This window comes from Streptomyces sp. NPDC006458 (assembly GCF_040612135.1).
GTDB lineage: Bacteria > Actinomycetota > Actinomycetes > Streptomycetales > Streptomycetaceae > Streptomyces.
Map to the genome: position 1 here is coordinate 43358 of NZ_JBEXPR010000016.1, position 18429 is coordinate 61786.

Genomic DNA, 18429 nt, shown 5'->3' on the forward strand with positions numbered 1-18429 from the left:
GGGCGCCGTGTTCCGGTTCGAGAGCTTCGCGGTCGGGGTCCTCATCGGTGCCGTGGCCTGGTGCGTGCCGTACGTGCGTGGCCTGGGTCGGCGCGGGGTCACCAAGGGGCTCGTTCCCTGGCGTCGCAGACGGCCTCCCACTCGGCGAAGGTGAGGCACTGCTCGGCGGTGCGCGCGCGGCGGGCCCGGTCCGCCTCGGCGAGCGAGGCGAGAATTCGGTCGCGGATGACGAAGCCGGGTGGATCGGGCTCCGGCTCGACGGGCGGCGACGGGCTGGTGAGACGGGCTCGGACTACGTCCATGGCGGCCAGGAAGACCGCGTTGGGCGGGACCGCGCAAGGCAGGTCCTCGCCGCTGGGGTCGGCAGCGGGCTCCTCGTGGCCGTCGGTCTCGCTCCAGCGGGCCATGATCACGCTGGCTGGGGAGGCCGGCCGCCGGGGCACGCGCCAGACCGAAAGGTCGGCGGCGATGTCGGCTGCGGAGAGTCCGGTGGCGATCCAGGGCCGCAGGGCGAAGGCGAGGCGGCGCAGGCCCTCGCCCTGGGTCCAGGGCACCCGAGGGCGTACCCAGGCGGCGACGGAGACGGCGTGGGCGGCCTGGCCTGGGCTGGCCCGGTAGGGCTCGGGAACTTCGTGTCGGCGGCGGGGCCGCGGGCATGTGCCGCGGGCTGCGCTGGTGTTGTTCTTCTTCCCTCTCATCTCAGCTGTAGGACGTTGGTGGTTGCTCTTACAGGAAGGGGCGTCACGGCGGCGGGTCGGGCGGGCGCGACGGCGGGCGTCGGCGATGGCCATCTGGCGTCCGTGTTCGGTGAATCCGACGTGCCTGGCGTGGTAGCCGTGGCCGCTCACGCGGTGGCCGAGGGCGTCGTCCCAGGCGCGGGGGACGACGGCGGCGTAGATGGTGGCGGTGCCGGCCCATTCGCCGCTTCCGGCGGGACGGGTGTTGGTCCGGGTTCCGTGGACGGCCCAGACGAGGAGGCCGAGCTCGCGCAGGACGGCGATGTGCCGCTCCAGGGTGCGCCGGCTGATGCCGAGGCGCCTCCACATGGTGTCGCGGCAGTAGGCGACGTGCCCGTCGGCGTTCAGGCGGGCGGCGAGGTCACGGGCGACGCGCAGCGTCGTGTCGCCGGCCTTGGGGTGCAGACGCTGGGTGATGGCCCAGGTGGCGGCGCGCAGGAAGTCGCCGCGCCGGGTGCGTCGGGACGCGGTCGTGCCGATCTCCTGATCCGCGTGTTCACAGACAGGGATGAATCGGTTGTTCGTGGATATTCGGTTTTGTCCGCGCGAAGGGCGCGGCGGAGCGGCGGTGGCGTGGACCGGCGCGTGGGCATGCTGCATCATGGGCAGGGCACGCCCTCCTTCCGGGCATGCGCGAGCCCCTCTTCGGTGGGGCCGGGTTCTTCGGGAACCAAGTGATCCGCCCTGGCTGGGGCGGTGTTGCCCGGTCTGCGGACCGGGTTCTTCACCTGGCGGGCTGGACACTCGCCGGGTGGTGGCAGAGGTGCGGCGGGCGGGCCGAGGTGCTGGACACACCAAGGTCCTGCTGCCGCAGGGCAGCCCACGGGGGACTGCCCGCTGTCAGATCATGCGTTCATCGAACTCCAGGGTCGCGGGCGGTCGCTGAGGTCAGTGGCCCATGCCGGCGCCGCCGTCGACGGGCACCACGGCACCGGTGATGTAGGAGGCCTGCTCGGAGGCGAGGAAGGCGACGGTCGCGGCGATCTCCTCGGGCCGGGCGAGGCGGCCGAGGGGGATCTGAGTCTTGAGGTTCTCGAGCTGCTCCTCGCTCAGCGCCTCGCTCATGGACGTCTCGGTGAGGCCGGGGGCGACCACGTTGAAGGTGATGCCGCGGGAGCCGAGTTCGCGGGCCATGGAGCGGGCGAAGCCGACGAGGCCGGCCTTGGAGGCGGCGTAGTTGGCCTGACCGCTCTCGCCGCGCAGGGCGACGGCGGAGGAGATGTACACCACGCGGCCCTTCTTCGCGCGGAGCATGCCGCGCGAGGCGCGCTTGGTGACACGGAAGGCGCCGGTGAGGTTGGTATCGACGACGGAGGTGAAGTCGTCCTCGCTCATGCGCATCAGGAGCTGGTCCTTGGTGATGCCGGCGTTCGCGACGAGGACCTCGACGGGGCCGTGCTGCTCCTCGACCTCCTTGAACGCGGCGTCGACCTGGACGGTGTCGGTGATGTCGCAGCGGACGGCGAGCAGGCCCTCGGGGGGTTCGCCCGAGCGGTAGGTAACGGCGACGCGGTCGCCGGCCTCGGCGAGGTGACGGGCGATGGCGAGGCCAATGCCGCGGTTGCCGCCGGTGATCAGGACTGAACGGGACACGAGGTGGCGCCTTTCTCTGGTGCTTCGTGGGGGTTGGTAGTCAATCAGCCGGCCCGGCGCGCGCCGGAACGCGTCAGCTGTCCGCTCATCGCCGCGGCCGCGTCCATCACCGCGGTCACATACCGGGCGCGGGTAGCCGCCCGCCGCATGGGCGCGTCCTTGGCCAACAGGGCGACAGAACCGGCGACGGCCGATCCGTACCAGATGGGCGCGGCGATCATGGTGCGCCCCGGGAGCGGGGACGGCCCGATGGCGTGACCTTCCTCACGGACGTGCAAGATGTCGATCTTGTGGTCACTGACGGAGCCGAGGCAGGCGAGGATCGCCAGACCGGCGGCGTCCGCTTCCAGTGGCGCTGACTCGAGAGATCGCAGAGCGATCTGAGGTGATGCGAGGACTTCATCAGTGTGTGGACCGTATGCACGTTCTGCGCAGATTCTCATCGGAGTGCCGATCAGATGCGGTCGGTAAACAAATGCGAGCTGACCAGTTCGCGACTGTAGTGTGACGATCTCGGCCCTTACAGCAGGGGAGGGCGGGCCGGCCTGGACGGGCTGGGAAGGCATCGAAGAGGGGGGACCGTGCAGCGCGTCAGTCAGCGCGTAGCGAGCACGCGGCCCGCGCTGTTCGACGGCACCCTCCCGCATCAAGGCCTGCAGATACCGGTGAGCGGTCGGCGCGGGAAGCCCCGCGGACTCGGCGACCGAAGCCAGAGGATGTTCACCCGGCCCGAGACGGATCAGCGCGCTGAGCACCGCCATGGTGCGTGCCACGGCGCCGCCCGTGCGGTCAGGCGGGGTGACAACGGGATGCAGCAACGCGAACTCCCCCTCGCGGTTGTCGAGGACCTTCGCGTCTCCCACAACGCGGATTCGATCCAGTGCGCGATTCTTCCCGGCCAAGATCCCGCTCACCAGGCTCTGAATTTTCCGGTCCTCGAATTTCAGGAGCGAGCGCTTCCGGTATATCGCGGGGTCGGCACGAGGACGGCAACACGGGGAAGGGTGCAAAGTTGAATCAGAAGGAGGCGTTGCAGCAGCTGCTGCAATGGAAGCGCGGAGAGATAGACCCGGTCGAGCTCGGCTGGCCCAAGCGCACTGGCCGGGGCCGGCGCTCCCGCGGACTGTCCCAGGCGCAGGTTGCACAGGCGCTGTTCGTCACGGAGAAGACCTACGCCGAGTTCGAGCGGGGGAACACGCCCCAGCCGACCACCGAGTTCCTCGACAACGTGGCCAAGGTGCTCAACATGGAAGAGCGCGAGCGGACCGCGCTCTACGTCTACGCGATCGGCTACGAGCCGCCGTTCCCCATGGACCCGATGGCTGGGACGAACGTGGATCCGGCGTGGCAGGTGGCTGTCAACGGCGTGTCCGGGCAGCCCTGTTACATCAACGACGTCGCCTGGAACGTGCTCGCCGCCAACGACGACTTCAAGCTCATGTTCCCCCAGCCTGAGGGAAAGTCCCCCGAGCTGCCCGAACGCAACCTGATCCGGTGGATGCTGCTGCGCGAGGACGCGCGCGAGCACCACCTGGTCGACTGGGACACGCGCTGGGCGCCGCAGGTCGCAGCCCAGCTGCGCACGGCCGTCGCCGCGCACCCCGACAACGCGGACCTCCGGCAGCTCGACAAGGAGGTCAACGACGACCCGGTGGCGGGACCGATCTACCGCGACCACAGCCTCGCGTACATCCACCCCGACGGCGACGCCCGGCCGATGCGGCACGCCGGCTACGTGACCCCGCGCGGCACCGAGGACCACCGCACCCGGTGCTGCGACCGGCACGCGCCGTCCCAGCTGGGCACCGTCACCATGTGCGCCGCCCAGCCGTTCGGCAGCCCGGGCGCCCGGTTCTTCCTCCTGCCGTTCGTGCCCCACATGTGACGCCGCCGCGCGGCCGCTTCGGCGGAGAGATTTCCTCCGGGCGGCCGCGGCACGCACAATGCATGCCCATGGCAGCCACTGACCTGAAGCAGATCGCGCCCGGCGTCTTCGCCTGGCAGCCCGGCCACGAGGCAACCTGGGGCCTGGCCAACTGCGGTCTCGTCGTCTCCGGGGGCCAGGCCCTCGTCATCGACACGCCCTACACACCCGCCCTGACCGACGCCTTCCTCACCGCGGTCCGCTCAGCCGCGGGCCCGGACGTCCCGCTGGACCGGGTCGCCGTCACCCACGCCAATGGCGACCACACCTGGGGCCTTCAGCAGCTCCCCGGCGCCGACGTCTACGCCACCCACGCCGCCCTTGAGCACCAGTGCCTGGAGCCGAAACCAGAACAGCTGCAGGCCCTCATCCATGACACCGACCCCGGCCAGCCCCTCGGCTGGTACTTCCGGGAGCACTTCGGCAAGTTCGACTTCGCGGGCATTGAGGTTCTCCCACCGACCACGACGTTCACCGGACGCCACGACCTCGAAGTCGGCCAGATATCCGCGGAGCTGCACGAGGTCGGCCCGGCCCACACCGTCGGCGACCTCATCGTCCATCTGCCCGAGCAGCGCGTAGTCTTCGCCGGCGACATTGTCTTCGCGGGAGACCACCCCTCGCACTGGGCCGGCCCCCTGGAGCGCGTCACCGCCGCCTGCGTGCGGATCCTGGACCTCGACCCCGAGTGGATCGTCCCCGGCCACGGACCGCTCATGACCCCCGACGACCTGCGGGGCTACATCGCCTACCTCGACGACCTCGCGGACCAGGCGTATGTGATGCACGGCCAGGGCCGGACCGCCGTCGATGCCGCACGCATCCTGATCAAGGAGAACCGCTACGCCGGCCTCGGCCTCCCCGAGCGGCTCGCCATCACCCTCAGCACGGAATACCGCCACCTCGACCAGGACCCCGCCGCCCCGGACCTCCTGAAGCTGATGGACCACGCGGCACGCATCGCCTGGGACCGCTCCTCGGCCGGCCCGCTCGCACCCTGAACCCTTCACCCGGCAGCCGTGCACGGCGCGAATTCCGGCTGGTGAAACAGCGCGGCCCGCTCCGTTCCGATCATTGAAATATGAACCGCGAGCGCAGCCTGGGGGCTTGCCCCCGGGCTCGCCCAAGCGGTCAACTACCGACGTCGGCGCGCCGTGCACGCACGGGGGAGCGCCGCCCAGGCACCGAGGGCCCTCCCACGCCCGTTGACGTGCGCGGTCGAGCAGCACGCCGTTGCTGGACTCGATTCCGGATGCCGTCGCCGGCCCCCCGGCGGCGGCATCCGCTCGAAGCCGCCTCGCTCCAGGGAGAGTTCATGAGCCCCGCAGCCATTGTCTTGCCGGTCCCCGCCGCCGTCCCCGAGTTCCTCGTCCCTCGCATCGAGGCCCTCCGCCACACCCTCCGCGCCGGCCACCACGAAGAGGCCCTGGCGGCGGCCCAGGCCATCAGCGACGAGCTCGCCGAGAGTCACGGCCCCCTGCACAACTACACCCTCCACGCCCTCGAGCTCGTCGCCTTCTGCGCCCAGATCGCGGGGCACCCCGCCATGGCCACCGAGCTCTCGGTGTACACCGCCGCGGCCTGGCAGCGCCTGCTGGATGCCACACACCACCAGATCCGGCGGCAGGCCCACAACGGTGCGGCCTCCTGGCTCACCGTCACCAACGCGCCCGACGCCGTCCGGACCGGAACGGCCCTCCTGGCGCTGCTGCAGTCGGTCTACGGCAAGGACCACCCCTCCACCCCGTTCGTCGAACGTCGACTTAACGCCATTACCGGCACCGACCAGGAGACTGCCCGGAATGCCTTGCGGGCCTCGGGGCCGGCCCTGCTGATCAAGCCCTGAGGTCCTGGCCACAGCGTTTCAAAACCGCCCGCGCCAGAGGCATATACCGGAAGTGCTGCTACCGGAAAAAACGGAGCCTGGCTGCCTCTGATCTTTCTGGCCAGAATCAGGCTCGGACTGATCACGTTGTGGGAGACGCGGCGTCCGTGACCGCGAGGGGGAAATCGCGTTGCGACATCTACAAACTGGACTCGTGCCATCCGGGTCCGCATCACTGCTACGACCGGCCGACCTCCGGTCGGAAACCGGGTGGATGACCGAGTCGACCATCCAGGCTTCGGTGCGAAGCGGCCCTCTTCACACGCTGGCACCTCGTCAGTCGTGGCTCACCCGCGGCACGACGACCCTGCCGCGGCTGGGAGCCAAGCACTGGCCCCGGGCCGTGGCCGTAGGCTCGCCGGGTCCTGGCCTGGCGTGCACCTCCAGAGCCGACGAAGCGCGGTAGAGGACTCACCTCGCCGCGTTTTGTCCGCCCTGAGCGCGCGCCAGCGCCCGTACCCGACTCCTGAAGAGGATCTGCCGATGGCTTCGACCACCCACCACCGCACCCACGTCCTGCGACTCGCAGGTGCCGTCCTCACGTGCACCGTCGCAGCCGGCACTCTGGCCGGCTGCGGCTCCGACACACCCGAGAAGAAGACGGCTTCCTCGCCCTCCGCCACTGCCTCCTCGACGCCGTCCAACGATCCGGACCAGGCCGCGAAGGACAAGGTCCTCGCCTCGTACACGAACATGCGTGAGATCCAGATCAAGATGGCCTCGGACGGAGATCTGCACACCGAGGAACTGGCCAAGTACGCCAGGGGCGATGCCGCTACCGATCTCAAGAAGTCGGTCCTGCGCAACGAGTCGATGGGCATCAAGTTCACCGGCCGCCCTGAGATGAAGCCTCAGGTCACCGCCGTCGACACCAAGGGCAAGACCGCAACGGTCACCGACTGCTTCGACGCGACCAGCTGGAAGCCCGTCTACAAGGACTCCGGCAAGGAGCTCAAGCTCGCGGACCAGCGTTTGAAGTACCCCGTCACGTCCCAAGCCACGCTGGAGGGCGACACATGGTTCGTCACGAAGATCACAGCCGATCGCACGAAGGGCTGCTGATCCGTTCTGCCCGCGTGCTGGGCGTAATTGCGGTACTGACCGTACTGACCGCCCTGGTGCCGGCTGGCCTCGCCTACGCGGGCAAGGGCGCCGGCCCCTGCTCCGATGTCGACGTGTGCGTCGACGTCGGAACGCCCGGCAAGCCCGGTGGGGGCGGAGGTGGCGGCACCGGCGGAGGAGGCGGCGGGGGCGAAGGCGGCGGGGGCGGCAACGGGATGTGCAAGCTCACCGACGACACCGAGATCCCCTGCCTGCCCGGGTACAACCCGGCCGACCGCTGCTTCTACGAGCTCATGGATCCCCAGCCGCCGTCCGGCCCGGGTCACACGGACATGAACGGGGCAGACACTACGGGTCCCGGCGCCTTTTACCTGAGGGACTGCATCGTTAACGACGTCGGCGGCATCGTCTGGCTGACGGAGCCGCCTGCCGGTCTTCTCCCCGACCCCGAAGTGCTGGCGCGTCAGGCCCGGGACAAGATGACCCTGCTCGGTGCGAACATCGGCAGCTCGCCGGGTCCGGACGCCCCTGGTCTCGTCGGCATGCCCGTCTGGCTGTGGAACAACAAGAGCGACACCACCTGGGGTCCCAACAGCGCGACGGCCGCCGTCCCGGGACTGTCGGTGACGGCCACGGCCCGTGTCACCAAGATCACCTACTCCATGGGAGACGGCGGCTCGGTCACGTGCACGACCGCGGGCACGAAGTACTCCAAGGCCTACGGGGACAAGTCCTCGCCGGACTGCGGGTACCGCTACACCAAGGTCTCCGCCGGTCAGCCGGGCGGAAAGTTCACCGTCACCGCGACCAGCTCCTGGGAAGTCACCTGGCAGGCGTCGAACGGTGCAAGCGGGACGCTGCCCGACGAGATCCGTACGTCCAACACCACAGCGCGCGTCGGCGAGCTGCAGGTTGTCAACTAGCGCAAGGAAGACCATCACAATGCCGCGAACCAAGCAGCCGACGGCACCATCCGAGCCGGGCTCCGCACCTGTGCTGCTGCCGATCACCAACGACGCCCCGCGCCGCCGCCGGCGCCCGGTGGTCGTCGGCGCCGGCCTGGCGCTAGCCGCTGTGGGCGCCCTGGTGTCGGTGTGGCTGGTCGACGAAGCCGGTGACAAGGTCTCGGTCGTTGCCACCCGGCACCCCATTGCGGCGGGCGAGAGCATCAAGGCGTCGGATCTGGTGGCCACCGAGATATCCCACGGCAGCGAGCTGCGCTCCCTATCCGCTTCCCACGCCTCCGACATCATCGGCAAGCAGGCCGTATCCGACCTGCCGGCTGGCGTGCTGGTCACCGAGGACTCGGTGAGCGACGGATCCAGCGTGACCAAGGGCAAGTCGGTGGTGGGCATTCTCGCCAAGCCCGGCCAGTTGCCCATCCAGAAGCTGCGCACCGGTGATGCGGTCACCATCGTCCACACCCCGCAGGACGGCAGCGCCTCAGCCTCCTCCAGCAAGGCTGGTTCCACCCCGGACAGTCTTCCTGCCGTCGTGTCCCGCGTCGGCGCGCCCGACGCCAACGGCGCCGTGGTCGTCGACGTTGCCGCGCCCGAGGTGAACAGCACGTCGCTCGCCGCTTGGGCAGCGAGCGGCGACGTGGCCATCGTCCTGAAGGCGACGAGCTGATGGCGGTCATCGCACTGGTATCGGGAAAGTCCAGCGGCGTCACCTGCTCGGCGCTCGCGCTCGCCCTCTCGTCGCCGAAGCCCTCCCTGCTGGTCGAGGCCGACCCCGCCGGCGGCACGATCCGGGCCGGCTACCTGGGTGGAGAAGGCAGCGCAGCCACCGGACTGCACCGCCTGGCGGCCGCGGACCGTCAGGGCACCCTCGCACGGGAGTTCTCCCATCATTTCGTCAGCCTGGACCGCGACAACACCGGCCAGCGGATGCTCCTGCCCGGACTGACCGACCCCACGCAGGCCGCATCACTCAACCGCACCTGGGACCCCATCTCCCGGCTGCTCGGCGTGATGGACCAGACCGGCCACGACGTGATCATCGATGCGGGCCGCATCCTCACCGAGTCCGAGACCCGGCTGTCCACCACCCGCTACCCGACGCCGCTGCTGCACCGGGCCGACGCCGTCCTCATGGTGGTCCGCACCACGCAGGCCTCGATCGCGGCTGCCGCGCCCGCCATCCGGGTCCTGAGGGAGGAACTGGCGCACCACGGCACGGGCTCGGACGCGCTCGGGCTGCTGCTGATCGAAGAGGGGTCCTTCAACTCCAGCCAGGTGCAGCAGCACCTGAAGGCGCCGGTCGTCGGCATGCTCGCGTGGGATCCCGACAGCGCCGACGTCTTCACGCACGGGGCCTACAAGAAGATGCCGCGCACCCTTCTGCGGTCCGCGCGCACGGCCCACCAAACGATCAATGAGCTGGTGACCAGGCGGCGCGTGCAGCTGCGGCCGGCAGGAATGCAGGTGGTCACCGGGAGGGCATCATGACCGACACCAGGCCGGAGACCCCGGCCCCCGACTACACCGCCCTCTTCGCCCAGGCGCTCCAGGAGAGCCCCACGCAGGACGCGCCGCTTCTTCGACCCGTGCCCGCACAGGTTTCTCCGGCCGGCCTCCCTCAGGGAATCGTCCGGGTCCCCGACACCGCGGCGCCGACCGCGCTCCCGGTCGGTCACGAGGTTCTCGCCGAGCTGCGTTCACAGGCCAGCATGAAGATCGGCGAGGCCGCCGGTGCCGACGCCTCCATGACCGAGCAGGACCGCCGACAGCGCGGACAGTCGATCATCAGGCAGGTCGTCTCGGAATGGGCGACGAAGTACGCGGCCAGCGGCTCGGACCTGACGCCCCAGCAGGAGCGTGCCGTACGCGAGGCGGTCTTCGACGAGTTGTTCCGCGCCGGCCGTCTCCAGCCTCTCCTGGACGACCCGAACGTCGAGAACATCATCATCTACGGCGACAAGGTGCGCGTCGACTACGCCGACCGTCCGACACGCACCTGGGACCCGATCGCGAAGACCGACCGCGACCTGATCAACCTCATCAACCACCTGGCGCGCATGCAGGGGCAGGGCGAGCGGGCGTTGACGCCGGCCACGCCGAACCTGAACCTCCGGCTGGCCGACGGATCGCGTCTGGCGGCCTCGGCGTATGTCACGCCTCGGCCGAGCATCGTCATCCGGCGCCACCGCACCCGCGGTCAGGGCCTGAACGACCTGGTGCGCTGGGGCACGATCGACGCCTCGCTCGCGCACTTCCTGACCGCCGCGGTCAAGGGCCGCAAGAACATCATCGTGGTCGGCTCCCAGGGCGTGGGCAAAACGTCCCTGCTGCGCGCCATGGCCCGGGAGATCCCGAGCACCGAGCGCGTGGGCACGCTGGAGTCGGAGTACGAGCTCCATCTCCACGAGGACCCCGAGGGCCCTGAAGTCGTCGCCTACGAAGGACGCGAGTCCAACGGTGAGCGCGGCGCGGACGGCAAACTCCAGGGCGAGCTGACCCTGTCCGACCTCTTCCCGCAGCTCCTGCGCATGTCGCTGCGACGCGTGATCGTCGGCGAGGTCCGCTCCAAAGAGGTCGTGCCGATGCTGCACGCGATGAACGAAGGCGAGGGCGGGTCGATGGCCACCCTGCACGCCCGCAGCCCCCAGCTGTCGATCGAGCGCTTGGCCACCCTGTGCCTGGAAGCCGGAATCGGCATGACCGAGGCCCTGGCCTACCGGCTCATCGCCCAGGCCGTCGACTTCGTCGTCTACGTACGCCTGGTCGACGAAACCGAACTCGTCGACCGGGGCGGCAAGCCGGGGCGCAAGCACCGATTCGTCAGCCACGTCATGGAGATCACCGGCATCGGCGAGGGCGGTCGCCCCTCTCACCAGATGGTCTTCGCTCCCCGCGAGCAGGACGGGCGCCGCGAGCCGAGGGCCGTGCCCCACGGGAACATCTCCCAGAGCTGCCTGGAGGACCTCGTCCGGGCCGGACTGGACCGCACCGTCCTGCAGCGGCCGTGGGGCAGCTGGAGCGCGCCGCTGGAAACGGTGATGCCGCTGTGACGCTTACCCTCGGCTCCCTGCTCGCCGCGCTCGGCGGTCTCGCCGCCGTCGGCGGACTTGCCCTGGCGGTCGCCGGCGGCGTCGGCTGGGCACCCTCGACGACGGTGCGCCGCCGCAGCCGCCTGGAGCGCAAGATCCGGGCCGTCTTCGTCAAGGACGCGCGTACCCCCACCTCATGGTGGGCCCGGGGCCAGACCCGCCTGGTCGGATCTGCGGTGGCGGGCCTTGGCGTGTGGCTGTTCACCGGCTGGCTGATGGGCGGCCTGGTCACGGTCGCCGTCGTCATCGGCCTGCCCTGGCTGCTGAACACCTCCGGTTCCGGCAAGGCACAGATCGACAAGCTGGAGGCGATCGAGGAGTGGGTGCGGCGCATGTCGGATATCCACACCGTCGGCGTCAGCCTGGAGGCCACGATCCAGCGCAGCCTGGAGACCGTCCCGGGCGCCATCCGCGAGGAGGTCCGCCTCCTCGTCTCGCGGCAGCAGGCCGGATGGGTGCCCCAGGACGCCTACCGTGCGTTCGCCGACGAGCTGAACGACGCGATGGTCGACGAGGTCGCCGCTCTGCTGATCCTGCACGTCGAAGACCGAGGCAGCGGGCTGAGCAAGGCGCTGCGTGAACTTGCCGAGGCCCTTCAGCATGAAGTGCTCTCACGGCGCGAGGTCGAGGCCGACCGGCAAAAGCCCCGCACCAACGACCGCTGGGTGACCATCTTCTGCCTGGCGATCTTCGGAATCACCGCGTTCTCCGGCGCCTACGTCGAGCCCTACGACACCGTTGCCGGGCACCTCGTCCTGGCCTTCGTCGCCGTCGCCTTCGTCCTGGTCAAGATCTGGATGCGACGCATGGCGATCCTCGAACCCGCGCCCCGGTTCCTGTCGCCGGCCGACCGCTCCGGCGGCCAGATCGCCAAGGAGGCGCCGTGATCTTCTCCCCCTACGCCATCGTCGGCGGCGCCGTCACCGGCCTCGGCCTGGTCATCGCCGCCCGCGGCATCCTGCCCGGACGGCCAGACCTCGGCGACGTCCTGTCCCGCATGGACGCCACCCGGCTCGAGAACCTCGACCGCAACCGCGACAGCCAGCCCAACTCCCTCATGGAGAAGGCCGGCGCCCTCCTCCTCCGGACAGCTGGGGAAGGCACTCTTCGCCTGCCCCGCCAGCAGTTGGAGCTCGTGGGCCGGTCTCCCGCCGCGCACCTGGGGCGCAAGATCGCCCTCGCGCTGTACGGGCTGCTGCTGCCCGTCCTGGCGGTGGGGCTGGCCAACCTGGCCGGCTACCCCTTCCCCGTGGCGATTCCGGCGATGGCGGGCCTCGGCCTCGCGATCGTCTTCTGGCTCCTGCCGGACCTGCAGCTCAAGCAGCAGGCCGTGGAAGCCAAGGACGACTTCCGGTACGCCGTCAAGGCATACCTGCGCCTCGTCCAGCTCGAACGCGCCGCGGACGCCGCCCCCACCCAGGCCCTGAAACGGGCCGCGGAAGTGGGCGAGGGCTGGGTTTTCGCGAAGATCCGGGACACCATCACCCGCGCCGAGCTCGAAGGCATCAGCCCGTGGGAGGGCCTCAAGCGGCTCTCACTCGAACTCGACGTCCCCGAACTCGGCGCGCCGGCCGACATCATCGCGATCGCCGGTGAGGAGGGCGCGGCCGTCGGCGACACCCTCGGCGCGCAGGCCAAGTCGCTCTCCGGCGCCCTGGTCACCGCCGCGAAGGCACAGGCCAACATGGCCTCCGAAAAAATGGTGATGCCCGTCGCGATGCTCGTCCTGATCATGACCGTATACATCGGCTATCCCGCGATCGCGCGGATCATGGCCAGCTAACTCCCGTAAGAGACAAGGAAATCCACGATGGGCAACGACCCCAACTTCACCTTTCTGAAGGCCTTCTTCAGCGCCCGGATCGAGCGGCTGCGCAACGTCCGCGACGACCGAGGCGCGATCTCGATCGAGACGATGATGATCGTCGCGGGCCTCGTAGTCGTCGCCGCGATCGCCGCCGCTGTCATCCTCACCAAGGTCAACGAGAAGGCCAACGAGATCAAGTGATCCGACTTCGCCGGACTCTGCGCCGTTGGTCCCGCGCGCTCGTCGAGCGCGACGCGCGGGACCGCGGAGCCGTGTCCCTGGAGATGCTCATCGTCTTCCCTGTCGTGTTGTTGATCATCCTGATGGTCGTACACGTCGGCCTGTGGTGGCACGCGCGCAATGTGGCGATGTCCGCCGCACAGCTGGGAGTTGAGTCCGCCCGAGTACGAGGAGCGTCAGCAGGGACCGGCACCGCCGAGGCCCGGGAATTCCTCTCCAGGGCCGGGGGCAGCATCTCCGGCACGTCCGTAAGCGGGAGCAAGGGAGCGACGGTGACCATCCGTGTCACCGGCTACGTCGACACGATGATCCCCGGCCTGAAACTGAGGATCGACCAGCACGCCGACGCGGCCGCCGAGCGCATCACGGAGGCCCGGTGACCATCGCCGAAAGACTCCGCGACGACCGCGGCGCCCTGTCGCTGGAAGCGGTCATCCTCTTTCCCGTCCTCATCCTGGTTCTGCTGCTGGTCATCGCGTTCGGCCGGATCGGGTCCGCCGACAACGCCGTCGACACCGCGGCCCGCAACGCAGCGCGCGCAGCCTCGCTGGAACGTAACGGCGGTGCCGCGAGCTCCGCCGGATCGGAAATGGCGCGCAACGTGCTGAGCCAGCAGGGACTGCAGTGCACGTCCACCTCGATATCCGTCTCCACCGGCGGGTTCTCCGCGCCGATCGGTGAGCCCGCCTCGACCACCGCCACGGTGACCTGCGTGGTGCGACTCTCGGATATCGGATTGCCTGGACTGCCCGGATCCAAGACTCTGACCAGCAGCTTTACCTCGTCAATCGACTCCTACCGCCAGCGCGGCTGACAGGACCACCGCATGCCACCCGCCCGCTTCGCCCTCACCCACCGGATCCGTCGCGCCCTGCGCAACGACCGGGGAGCGATGAGCGTGTTCGCCCTCGTGACCATCGTGGCGCTCTTCGCCGTGGCCGCGCTCGTCTACGACGGCGCCGGCAGGCTGCGAGCGCTCACCCACGCCGAGGGCGTCGCGCACGAGGCCGCCCGAGCCGGCGGCCAGGCCGTCGATGCGGGCAAGGCGATCTCCGGCGAAGGCATCACCGTCGACCGCAACGCGGCCGTCGCCGCGGCACGGACCTACCTCAGCCACGCGGGGGTCAGCGGCACGGTGAGCGTGAGCGAGGACGGCGGGTCCCTGGAGGTGACCGTGACCGAGTCGTATCACGCCGTGTTCCTCGGCGGGGCCAGCGGGTCCGTCACCGGCCACGGCAGCGCCAACCTCGTCTACAAGGGGTGACGTTCATGAGAAACCGCAGTACCGCCGCCACCCTGGTCCGTGCGCTCTTCGCCCTGGTGGCTCTGGTCGCGCTCCTGGCGGGCGTGCCCGCCGTCCTGCTCGGCATCGGGGTCCTGCCCGACCACGTCCCCGCCTTCGACGAGATCACCGCCGCGCTCACCAGTCCCGACTCCGGCCAGCTGTTCCTGGGCGCCGTCACCCTCATCGGCTGGTACGGCTGGCTGAGCTTCGTGGTCTCGGTCGTCCTGGAGACGGGCGCCGCGCTGCGCAACGTCCGGGCGCCCCGGATCCGCATGCTGGGCGGATCCCAGCAGCTCGCCGGCGCGCTCGTCGGCGGCATCCTCGTCCTGCTGCCGGCCGGCACCGCGATGGCAACCCCCGCCAGCGCAGCCCCCGCCACCGTGGCCACGGCCAGCGTGGCCGCCGACGCCCACTCCGCGACGGCTACCGCGACCAAGGCCGCATCCTCTTCTTCCGCGTCCTGGGACGGCCCCGTTCACCACGTCCAGGAAGGCGACACCCTCTGGGACATCGCGGAGAAGCGCCTGGGCGCCGGAATCGAGTGGCACCGGATCGTCGACGCCAACGAAGGCGTACGCCAGTCGGACGGCTCCCTCGTCACCGCCGACACCACCGTCCTGCAGCCCGGCTGGACCCTGCGCCTGCCCGCCGACGCCTCCCCCGAGCCGACCGCCGACCAGGGCGGAGCCCGGGCACAGACCGCCGGCTCCAAGGCCGCCACGACCGAGACCCACACCGTGCGCGCGGGCGAGACGCTGACCGGCATCGCCCAGGACGAGCTCGGCGACGCCGACGACTATCCCCGGATCGTCGAAGCGAACAAGGGCGTGAAGCAGGACGACGGGCGCGCCCTCGGCGACCCCGACGAGATCTATCCCGGCTGGAAGCTGCAGATCCCCACCGCCGCCGGCAGCGACCGGAGCGACTCTAAGCCGGACGAGGCGCAGTCGCCGAGCGAGCAGCCCGCCGACCAGGACAAGGCCGAAGAGCGGCCCGGCGCCGAGCAGACGCAGCCGCCCGCCCAGGACAATCCGGGACAGGGCGCCGACAACAACGGGGAGAAGGGCGAGACGGCCCAGACCCCCGGCGGCCAGGGCGCGGACAAGGACAGGCAGGACGGCGGGCAGCCGACCGCCCGGCCGGACACCCCGACCGAGCAGCCGGCCGAGCAGAGCCCTGCGCCCGACCGCGAGGGGGAGCAGCACGGCACGCCCACCCAGGCGCCCGAGGCGCACGAGACCGCGGAGGCTGGCGACAGCGGCGACACGAGCATGCGGACGATCGCCGCGGCGGGGAGCATCCTGGCCGCGGCCGTCCTCGCGGTCGTCGCGACCCGACGCGCGCACCAGCAGCGCCGACGGCGCCCCAAGCGGCGCATCCCGATGCCCTCCGGTGCGACCGCCGACTTCGAGAAGCAGCTGCGCGTGGCGTCCGACATCACCGGCACCGCGCTTGCCGACCGCGCCCTGCGCACCCTGGCCGCCAACTGCCGCCAGGCCGGCCGGCCTCTGCCCGAGGTCGAGGCGATGCGCATCACCGCGCGCGGCATCGAGCTCCACCTGGCCGCCGTCACCCCGCCCGTCGCGCCGTTCACCGAGCATGAGGACAACCCGACGGTGTGGGTGTGCCCCGCTCGCGGCGCGGCGCTCCTCAACGAGGACGAGGCCGCCGACATCACGGTGCCCTACCCGGCCCTGGTGAGCCTCGGCGAGACCGAGGACGGCGATGCGGTCCTGGTCAACCTGGAGGCCATCGGTCTGCTGCGTCTGGCCGGCAGCCCGGCCGACGTCCGCGCGGTCATGCTCGCCCTCGCCGTCGAACTCGCCTCCTCCCAGCTGGCGCCCGACACGCAGGTCCTCCTCGCCGGCGCCGGCAGCGACCTGCACCACCTCTACCCCGACCAGATCGAGCACCACGCTGATCTCGGCCCGGCCACCAGCGACCTCCAGACGCACGACGCCTTCCAGCGCCAGGCCCTCGCCAACGGCGGCCACGACCACCTGCGGGCTGCCCGGCTGGTCGAGGACGGCGGCGACACCTGGATCCCCCGCATCCTCATCGCGACCGCCCCGCCCACAGGCTCGGCGGCCGCCGAGCTCGAGGACCTCCTCGCCTCCCGGCCCCGCACCTCGGTCGCGGTCGTGACCGCCGCAGGGGGCGAACTCGACCTGCCCGGCGCCTGGACCCTGCCCGCGCAGCCCGGCACCATCGTCGAACTGCCCGACCTGGACCTCGCGGTCAAGCTCCAGCACCTGGACGCCGACTCCTACGACCGGCTCGTCCAACTGATCGCCACCTCCAGCCGCACCGACGACGTCCCCCCGCCGGCGTGGACCGGGCACACCGGCCCGGCCGACACCAACGGCCCCCGCCCCACCTTCACCGTCGGCGAGGACTCCGCGCTCGCTCCGGAGACAACCGCCTTTCCTGCAGTGACCACCGCGGTCGCCACCCAGGGCAGCGGCCTGGCGACCGCTCTGCCGAGCTTCACTGACTTCTCCGCCGCCCGTACGCCCGACGACGACGCCCTGACCGGCAGCGGCGACGACTGGCAGGAGGAGGACGGCAGCGCCCTGTCCCCCGCAGTCGCGGGCTCCCCCGCCCTCGACGAGCCGGTCGACGACACCGACAGCAACTCCACGGGCGAGCCCACCGACTGGGAGACACCTGAACCTGCTGAGGAAGACGACCCCGAGGAGGCGTCCGCGCTGGGTGCCGAGGTACGGGACACCGCCGAGCCGGAGCAGGACTTCGAAAGGGTCCTCGACGAAGTGCTCGGCGAGCGGGATGACGACTCACCGCTTCAGCCCGACGACGAAGAGGCCGGCTCCGGTCTGTCCGCCGCCGCGCTCGGCGACGGCCCGGACGAGGAGGCGACGCAGGAAGCGGACTCGGCCCTGGCCGACAACACGGACGAGGACGAGTCCGGCCTGACGGCGGCCACGCTCGGCGAGACCACGGCAGCCGCGACAGCGACCGAAGCGCGGATCATCCCCCGTCCCAGCGCCGCGACCTCCACCGTGCTGGCCGCGCTGGCTACCCCGCCGGCCGAACCCGAAGACCCCCAGGTCCAGGTCCTCGGCCCGGTGACACTGGCCGGCGCGCAGGGCCGGGTGGGCAGCAACCGGCGCAACCACCTTCTGGAGATCGCCGCCTGGCTCGTGCTGCACCCGGGCCTGGGCCGCCAGGACCTCGACAACGCGATCTGGCCCGGGCTGCGCAAGACCTCCAGCACCCGCAACACCGCGATGTCGCGGCTACGTTCCTGGCTCGGCCCCAACCCGCACGTGCCCGCCGACGACCCCCGGGGCGCCTATCTTCCCGCGGTCACCGACGGCGTCTACCGGCTCGGACCCGCCGTCACCTCGGACTGGGACCGGTTCAAGGAGCTGTACCAGCAGGGCATGCACCACGACGGGCAAGACGCCGACGTCGCCCTCGCCCACGCCCTGGCCCTCGTGCGCGGACGCCCCTTCGCGGACATCGACCCCTCCAAGTACTCCTGGGCGGAGGCCGACATCCAGGAGATGATCAGCGCGATCGTCGACGTCGCCCACGAGCTCGCCGAACGCCGCCGCCAGGTCCGCGACTACCGGGCGGCAGCCCAGGCTGTCACCAAGGGCATGCTCGTGGACTCCCAGAGCGAGTTGCTCTACAGGGACCTCTTCACGATCTGCCACGAGATGGGCGACCGCGAGGGCCTGGAGCGCGCCGCCGCCCAGCTAGCCCGGATCAACGCCGAGGAGGGTGTCGACTCCTCGCCCGAGACCCGTGGCCTGCTGCGCACGCTCCTCAAGGGCGAGAGGAACAAGCCCACTTTGGGGTCCGCGGCCTCATGACCACGA

Annotated in this window: 18 protein-coding genes; 15 read left to right on the forward strand and 3 right to left on the reverse strand. The window is 70.6% G+C overall.

The features are described 5' to 3' along the window. Positions 1–98 precede the first annotated feature (98 nt). From ABZZ79_RS22105 to ABZZ79_RS22115, 3 genes are all read right to left on the reverse strand, one after another. On the reverse strand, positions 99–1340 hold the full coding sequence (locus ABZZ79_RS22105; RefSeq protein WP_356691226.1) for a hypothetical protein: 1242 nt from the start codon (positions 1338–1340) through the stop codon (positions 99–101). 285 nt (positions 1341–1625) lie between these two features. Next, positions 1626–2330: a beta-ketoacyl-ACP reductase gene (locus ABZZ79_RS22110; RefSeq protein ID WP_030841671.1), complete on the reverse strand. Its 705-nt coding sequence runs from the start codon at positions 2328–2330 to the stop codon at positions 1626–1628. A 44-nt stretch (positions 2331–2374) separates the two neighbouring features. Beyond that, positions 2375–3244 (reverse strand): helix-turn-helix domain-containing protein, encoded by an 870-nt coding sequence (locus tag ABZZ79_RS22115; protein WP_356691228.1) that lies wholly within the window; start codon positions 3242–3244, stop codon positions 2375–2377. A 98-nt stretch (positions 3245–3342) separates the two neighbouring features. Between ABZZ79_RS22115 and ABZZ79_RS22120 the strand changes: the two genes are divergently transcribed. From ABZZ79_RS22120 to ABZZ79_RS22190, 15 genes are all read left to right on the forward strand, one after another. Beyond that, positions 3343–4215: a helix-turn-helix transcriptional regulator gene (locus ABZZ79_RS22120; RefSeq protein ID WP_030841667.1), complete on the forward strand. Its 873-nt coding sequence runs from the start codon at positions 3343–3345 to the stop codon at positions 4213–4215. Positions 4216–4283: 68 nt separating this feature from the next. After that, positions 4284–5255, forward strand: coding sequence for an MBL fold metallo-hydrolase (locus ABZZ79_RS22125; protein ID WP_356691230.1), 972 nt, complete (start codon positions 4284–4286; stop codon positions 5253–5255). Between the two features lie 314 nt (positions 5256–5569). Continuing rightward, the gene (locus ABZZ79_RS22130) at positions 5570–6100 is read left to right on the forward strand and encodes a hypothetical protein (protein WP_356691232.1); all 531 of its coding nucleotides are present in this window, start codon (positions 5570–5572) and stop codon (positions 6098–6100) included. Positions 6101–6622: 522 nt separating this feature from the next. Beyond that, complete coding sequence (locus ABZZ79_RS22135; protein WP_030841656.1) at positions 6623–7201, forward strand: hypothetical protein; 579 nt, start codon at positions 6623–6625, stop codon at positions 7199–7201. Between the two features lie 14 nt (positions 7202–7215). Beyond that, positions 7216–8124: an ATP/GTP-binding protein gene (locus tag ABZZ79_RS22140; RefSeq protein WP_356691234.1), complete on the forward strand. Its 909-nt coding sequence runs from the start codon at positions 7216–7218 to the stop codon at positions 8122–8124. 19 nt (positions 8125–8143) lie between these two features. Then, positions 8144–8830: a flagella basal body P-ring formation protein FlgA gene (locus tag ABZZ79_RS22145; RefSeq protein ID WP_356691236.1), complete on the forward strand. Its 687-nt coding sequence runs from the start codon at positions 8144–8146 to the stop codon at positions 8828–8830. After that, positions 8830–9651, forward strand: a complete 822-nt coding sequence (locus ABZZ79_RS22150; RefSeq protein ID WP_030841650.1) for a hypothetical protein — start codon at positions 8830–8832, stop codon at positions 9649–9651. The genes ABZZ79_RS22145 and ABZZ79_RS22150 overlap by 1 nt, the downstream gene beginning before the upstream one ends. Continuing rightward, positions 9648–11213 carry a CpaF/VirB11 family protein gene (locus ABZZ79_RS22155; protein ID WP_319656434.1) on the forward strand — a complete coding sequence of 522 codons (1566 nt, stop codon included), beginning with the start codon at positions 9648–9650 and terminating at the stop codon, positions 11211–11213. The genes ABZZ79_RS22150 and ABZZ79_RS22155 overlap by 4 nt, the downstream gene beginning before the upstream one ends. Then, positions 11210–12139, forward strand: a complete 930-nt coding sequence (locus tag ABZZ79_RS22160; RefSeq protein ID WP_356691239.1) for a type II secretion system F family protein — start codon at positions 11210–11212, stop codon at positions 12137–12139. The genes ABZZ79_RS22155 and ABZZ79_RS22160 overlap by 4 nt, the downstream gene beginning before the upstream one ends. Further along, positions 12136–13035, forward strand: a complete 900-nt coding sequence (locus tag ABZZ79_RS22165) for a type II secretion system F family protein (RefSeq protein ID WP_319656436.1) — start codon at positions 12136–12138, stop codon at positions 13033–13035. The genes ABZZ79_RS22160 and ABZZ79_RS22165 overlap by 4 nt, the downstream gene beginning before the upstream one ends. A 27-nt stretch (positions 13036–13062) precedes the next feature. Next, positions 13063–13260, forward strand: coding sequence for a hypothetical protein (locus tag ABZZ79_RS22170; RefSeq protein ID WP_030841639.1), 198 nt, complete (start codon positions 13063–13065; stop codon positions 13258–13260). Next, entirely contained in the window at positions 13257–13679 is a 423-nt protein-coding gene (locus ABZZ79_RS22175) for a TadE/TadG family type IV pilus assembly protein (protein ID WP_030841636.1), read from the forward strand. The genes ABZZ79_RS22170 and ABZZ79_RS22175 overlap by 4 nt, the downstream gene beginning before the upstream one ends. Further along, entirely contained in the window at positions 13676–14113 is a 438-nt protein-coding gene (locus ABZZ79_RS22180; RefSeq protein ID WP_030841633.1) for a TadE/TadG family type IV pilus assembly protein, read from the forward strand. Before ABZZ79_RS22175 ends, ABZZ79_RS22180 begins: the two co-directional genes overlap by 4 nt. A gap of 12 nt (positions 14114–14125) precedes the next feature. Next, positions 14126–14563, forward strand: coding sequence for a hypothetical protein (locus tag ABZZ79_RS22185; RefSeq protein ID WP_356691243.1), 438 nt, complete (start codon positions 14126–14128; stop codon positions 14561–14563). A gap of 5 nt (positions 14564–14568) precedes the next feature. Continuing rightward, positions 14569–18423, forward strand: a complete 3855-nt coding sequence (locus ABZZ79_RS22190; protein ID WP_356691245.1) for a LysM peptidoglycan-binding domain-containing protein — start codon at positions 14569–14571, stop codon at positions 18421–18423. Positions 18424–18429 lie beyond the last annotated feature (6 nt).

Coding starts and splice junctions, on each gene's coding strand:
- ABZZ79_RS22190 (WP_356691245.1), top strand. CDS start 14,569: ATGAGAAACCGCAGTACCGCCGCCACCCTGGTCCGTGCGCTCTTCGCC.
- ABZZ79_RS22135 (WP_030841656.1), top strand. CDS start 6,623: ATGGCTTCGACCACCCACCACCGCACCCACGTCCTGCGACTCGCAGGT.
- ABZZ79_RS22125 (WP_356691230.1), top strand. CDS start 4,284: ATGGCAGCCACTGACCTGAAGCAGATCGCGCCCGGCGTCTTCGCCTGG.
- ABZZ79_RS22155 (WP_319656434.1), top strand. CDS start 9,648: ATGACCGACACCAGGCCGGAGACCCCGGCCCCCGACTACACCGCCCTC.
- ABZZ79_RS22150 (WP_030841650.1), top strand. CDS start 8,830: ATGGCGGTCATCGCACTGGTATCGGGAAAGTCCAGCGGCGTCACCTGC.
- ABZZ79_RS22185 (WP_356691243.1), top strand. CDS start 14,126: ATGCCACCCGCCCGCTTCGCCCTCACCCACCGGATCCGTCGCGCCCTG.
- ABZZ79_RS22105 (WP_356691226.1), bottom strand. CDS start 1,340: ATGATGCAGCATGCCCACGCGCCGGTCCACGCCACCGCCGCTCCGCCG.
- ABZZ79_RS22130 (WP_356691232.1), top strand. CDS start 5,570: ATGAGCCCCGCAGCCATTGTCTTGCCGGTCCCCGCCGCCGTCCCCGAG.
- ABZZ79_RS22145 (WP_356691236.1), top strand. CDS start 8,144: ATGCCGCGAACCAAGCAGCCGACGGCACCATCCGAGCCGGGCTCCGCA.
- ABZZ79_RS22170 (WP_030841639.1), top strand. CDS start 13,063: ATGGGCAACGACCCCAACTTCACCTTTCTGAAGGCCTTCTTCAGCGCC.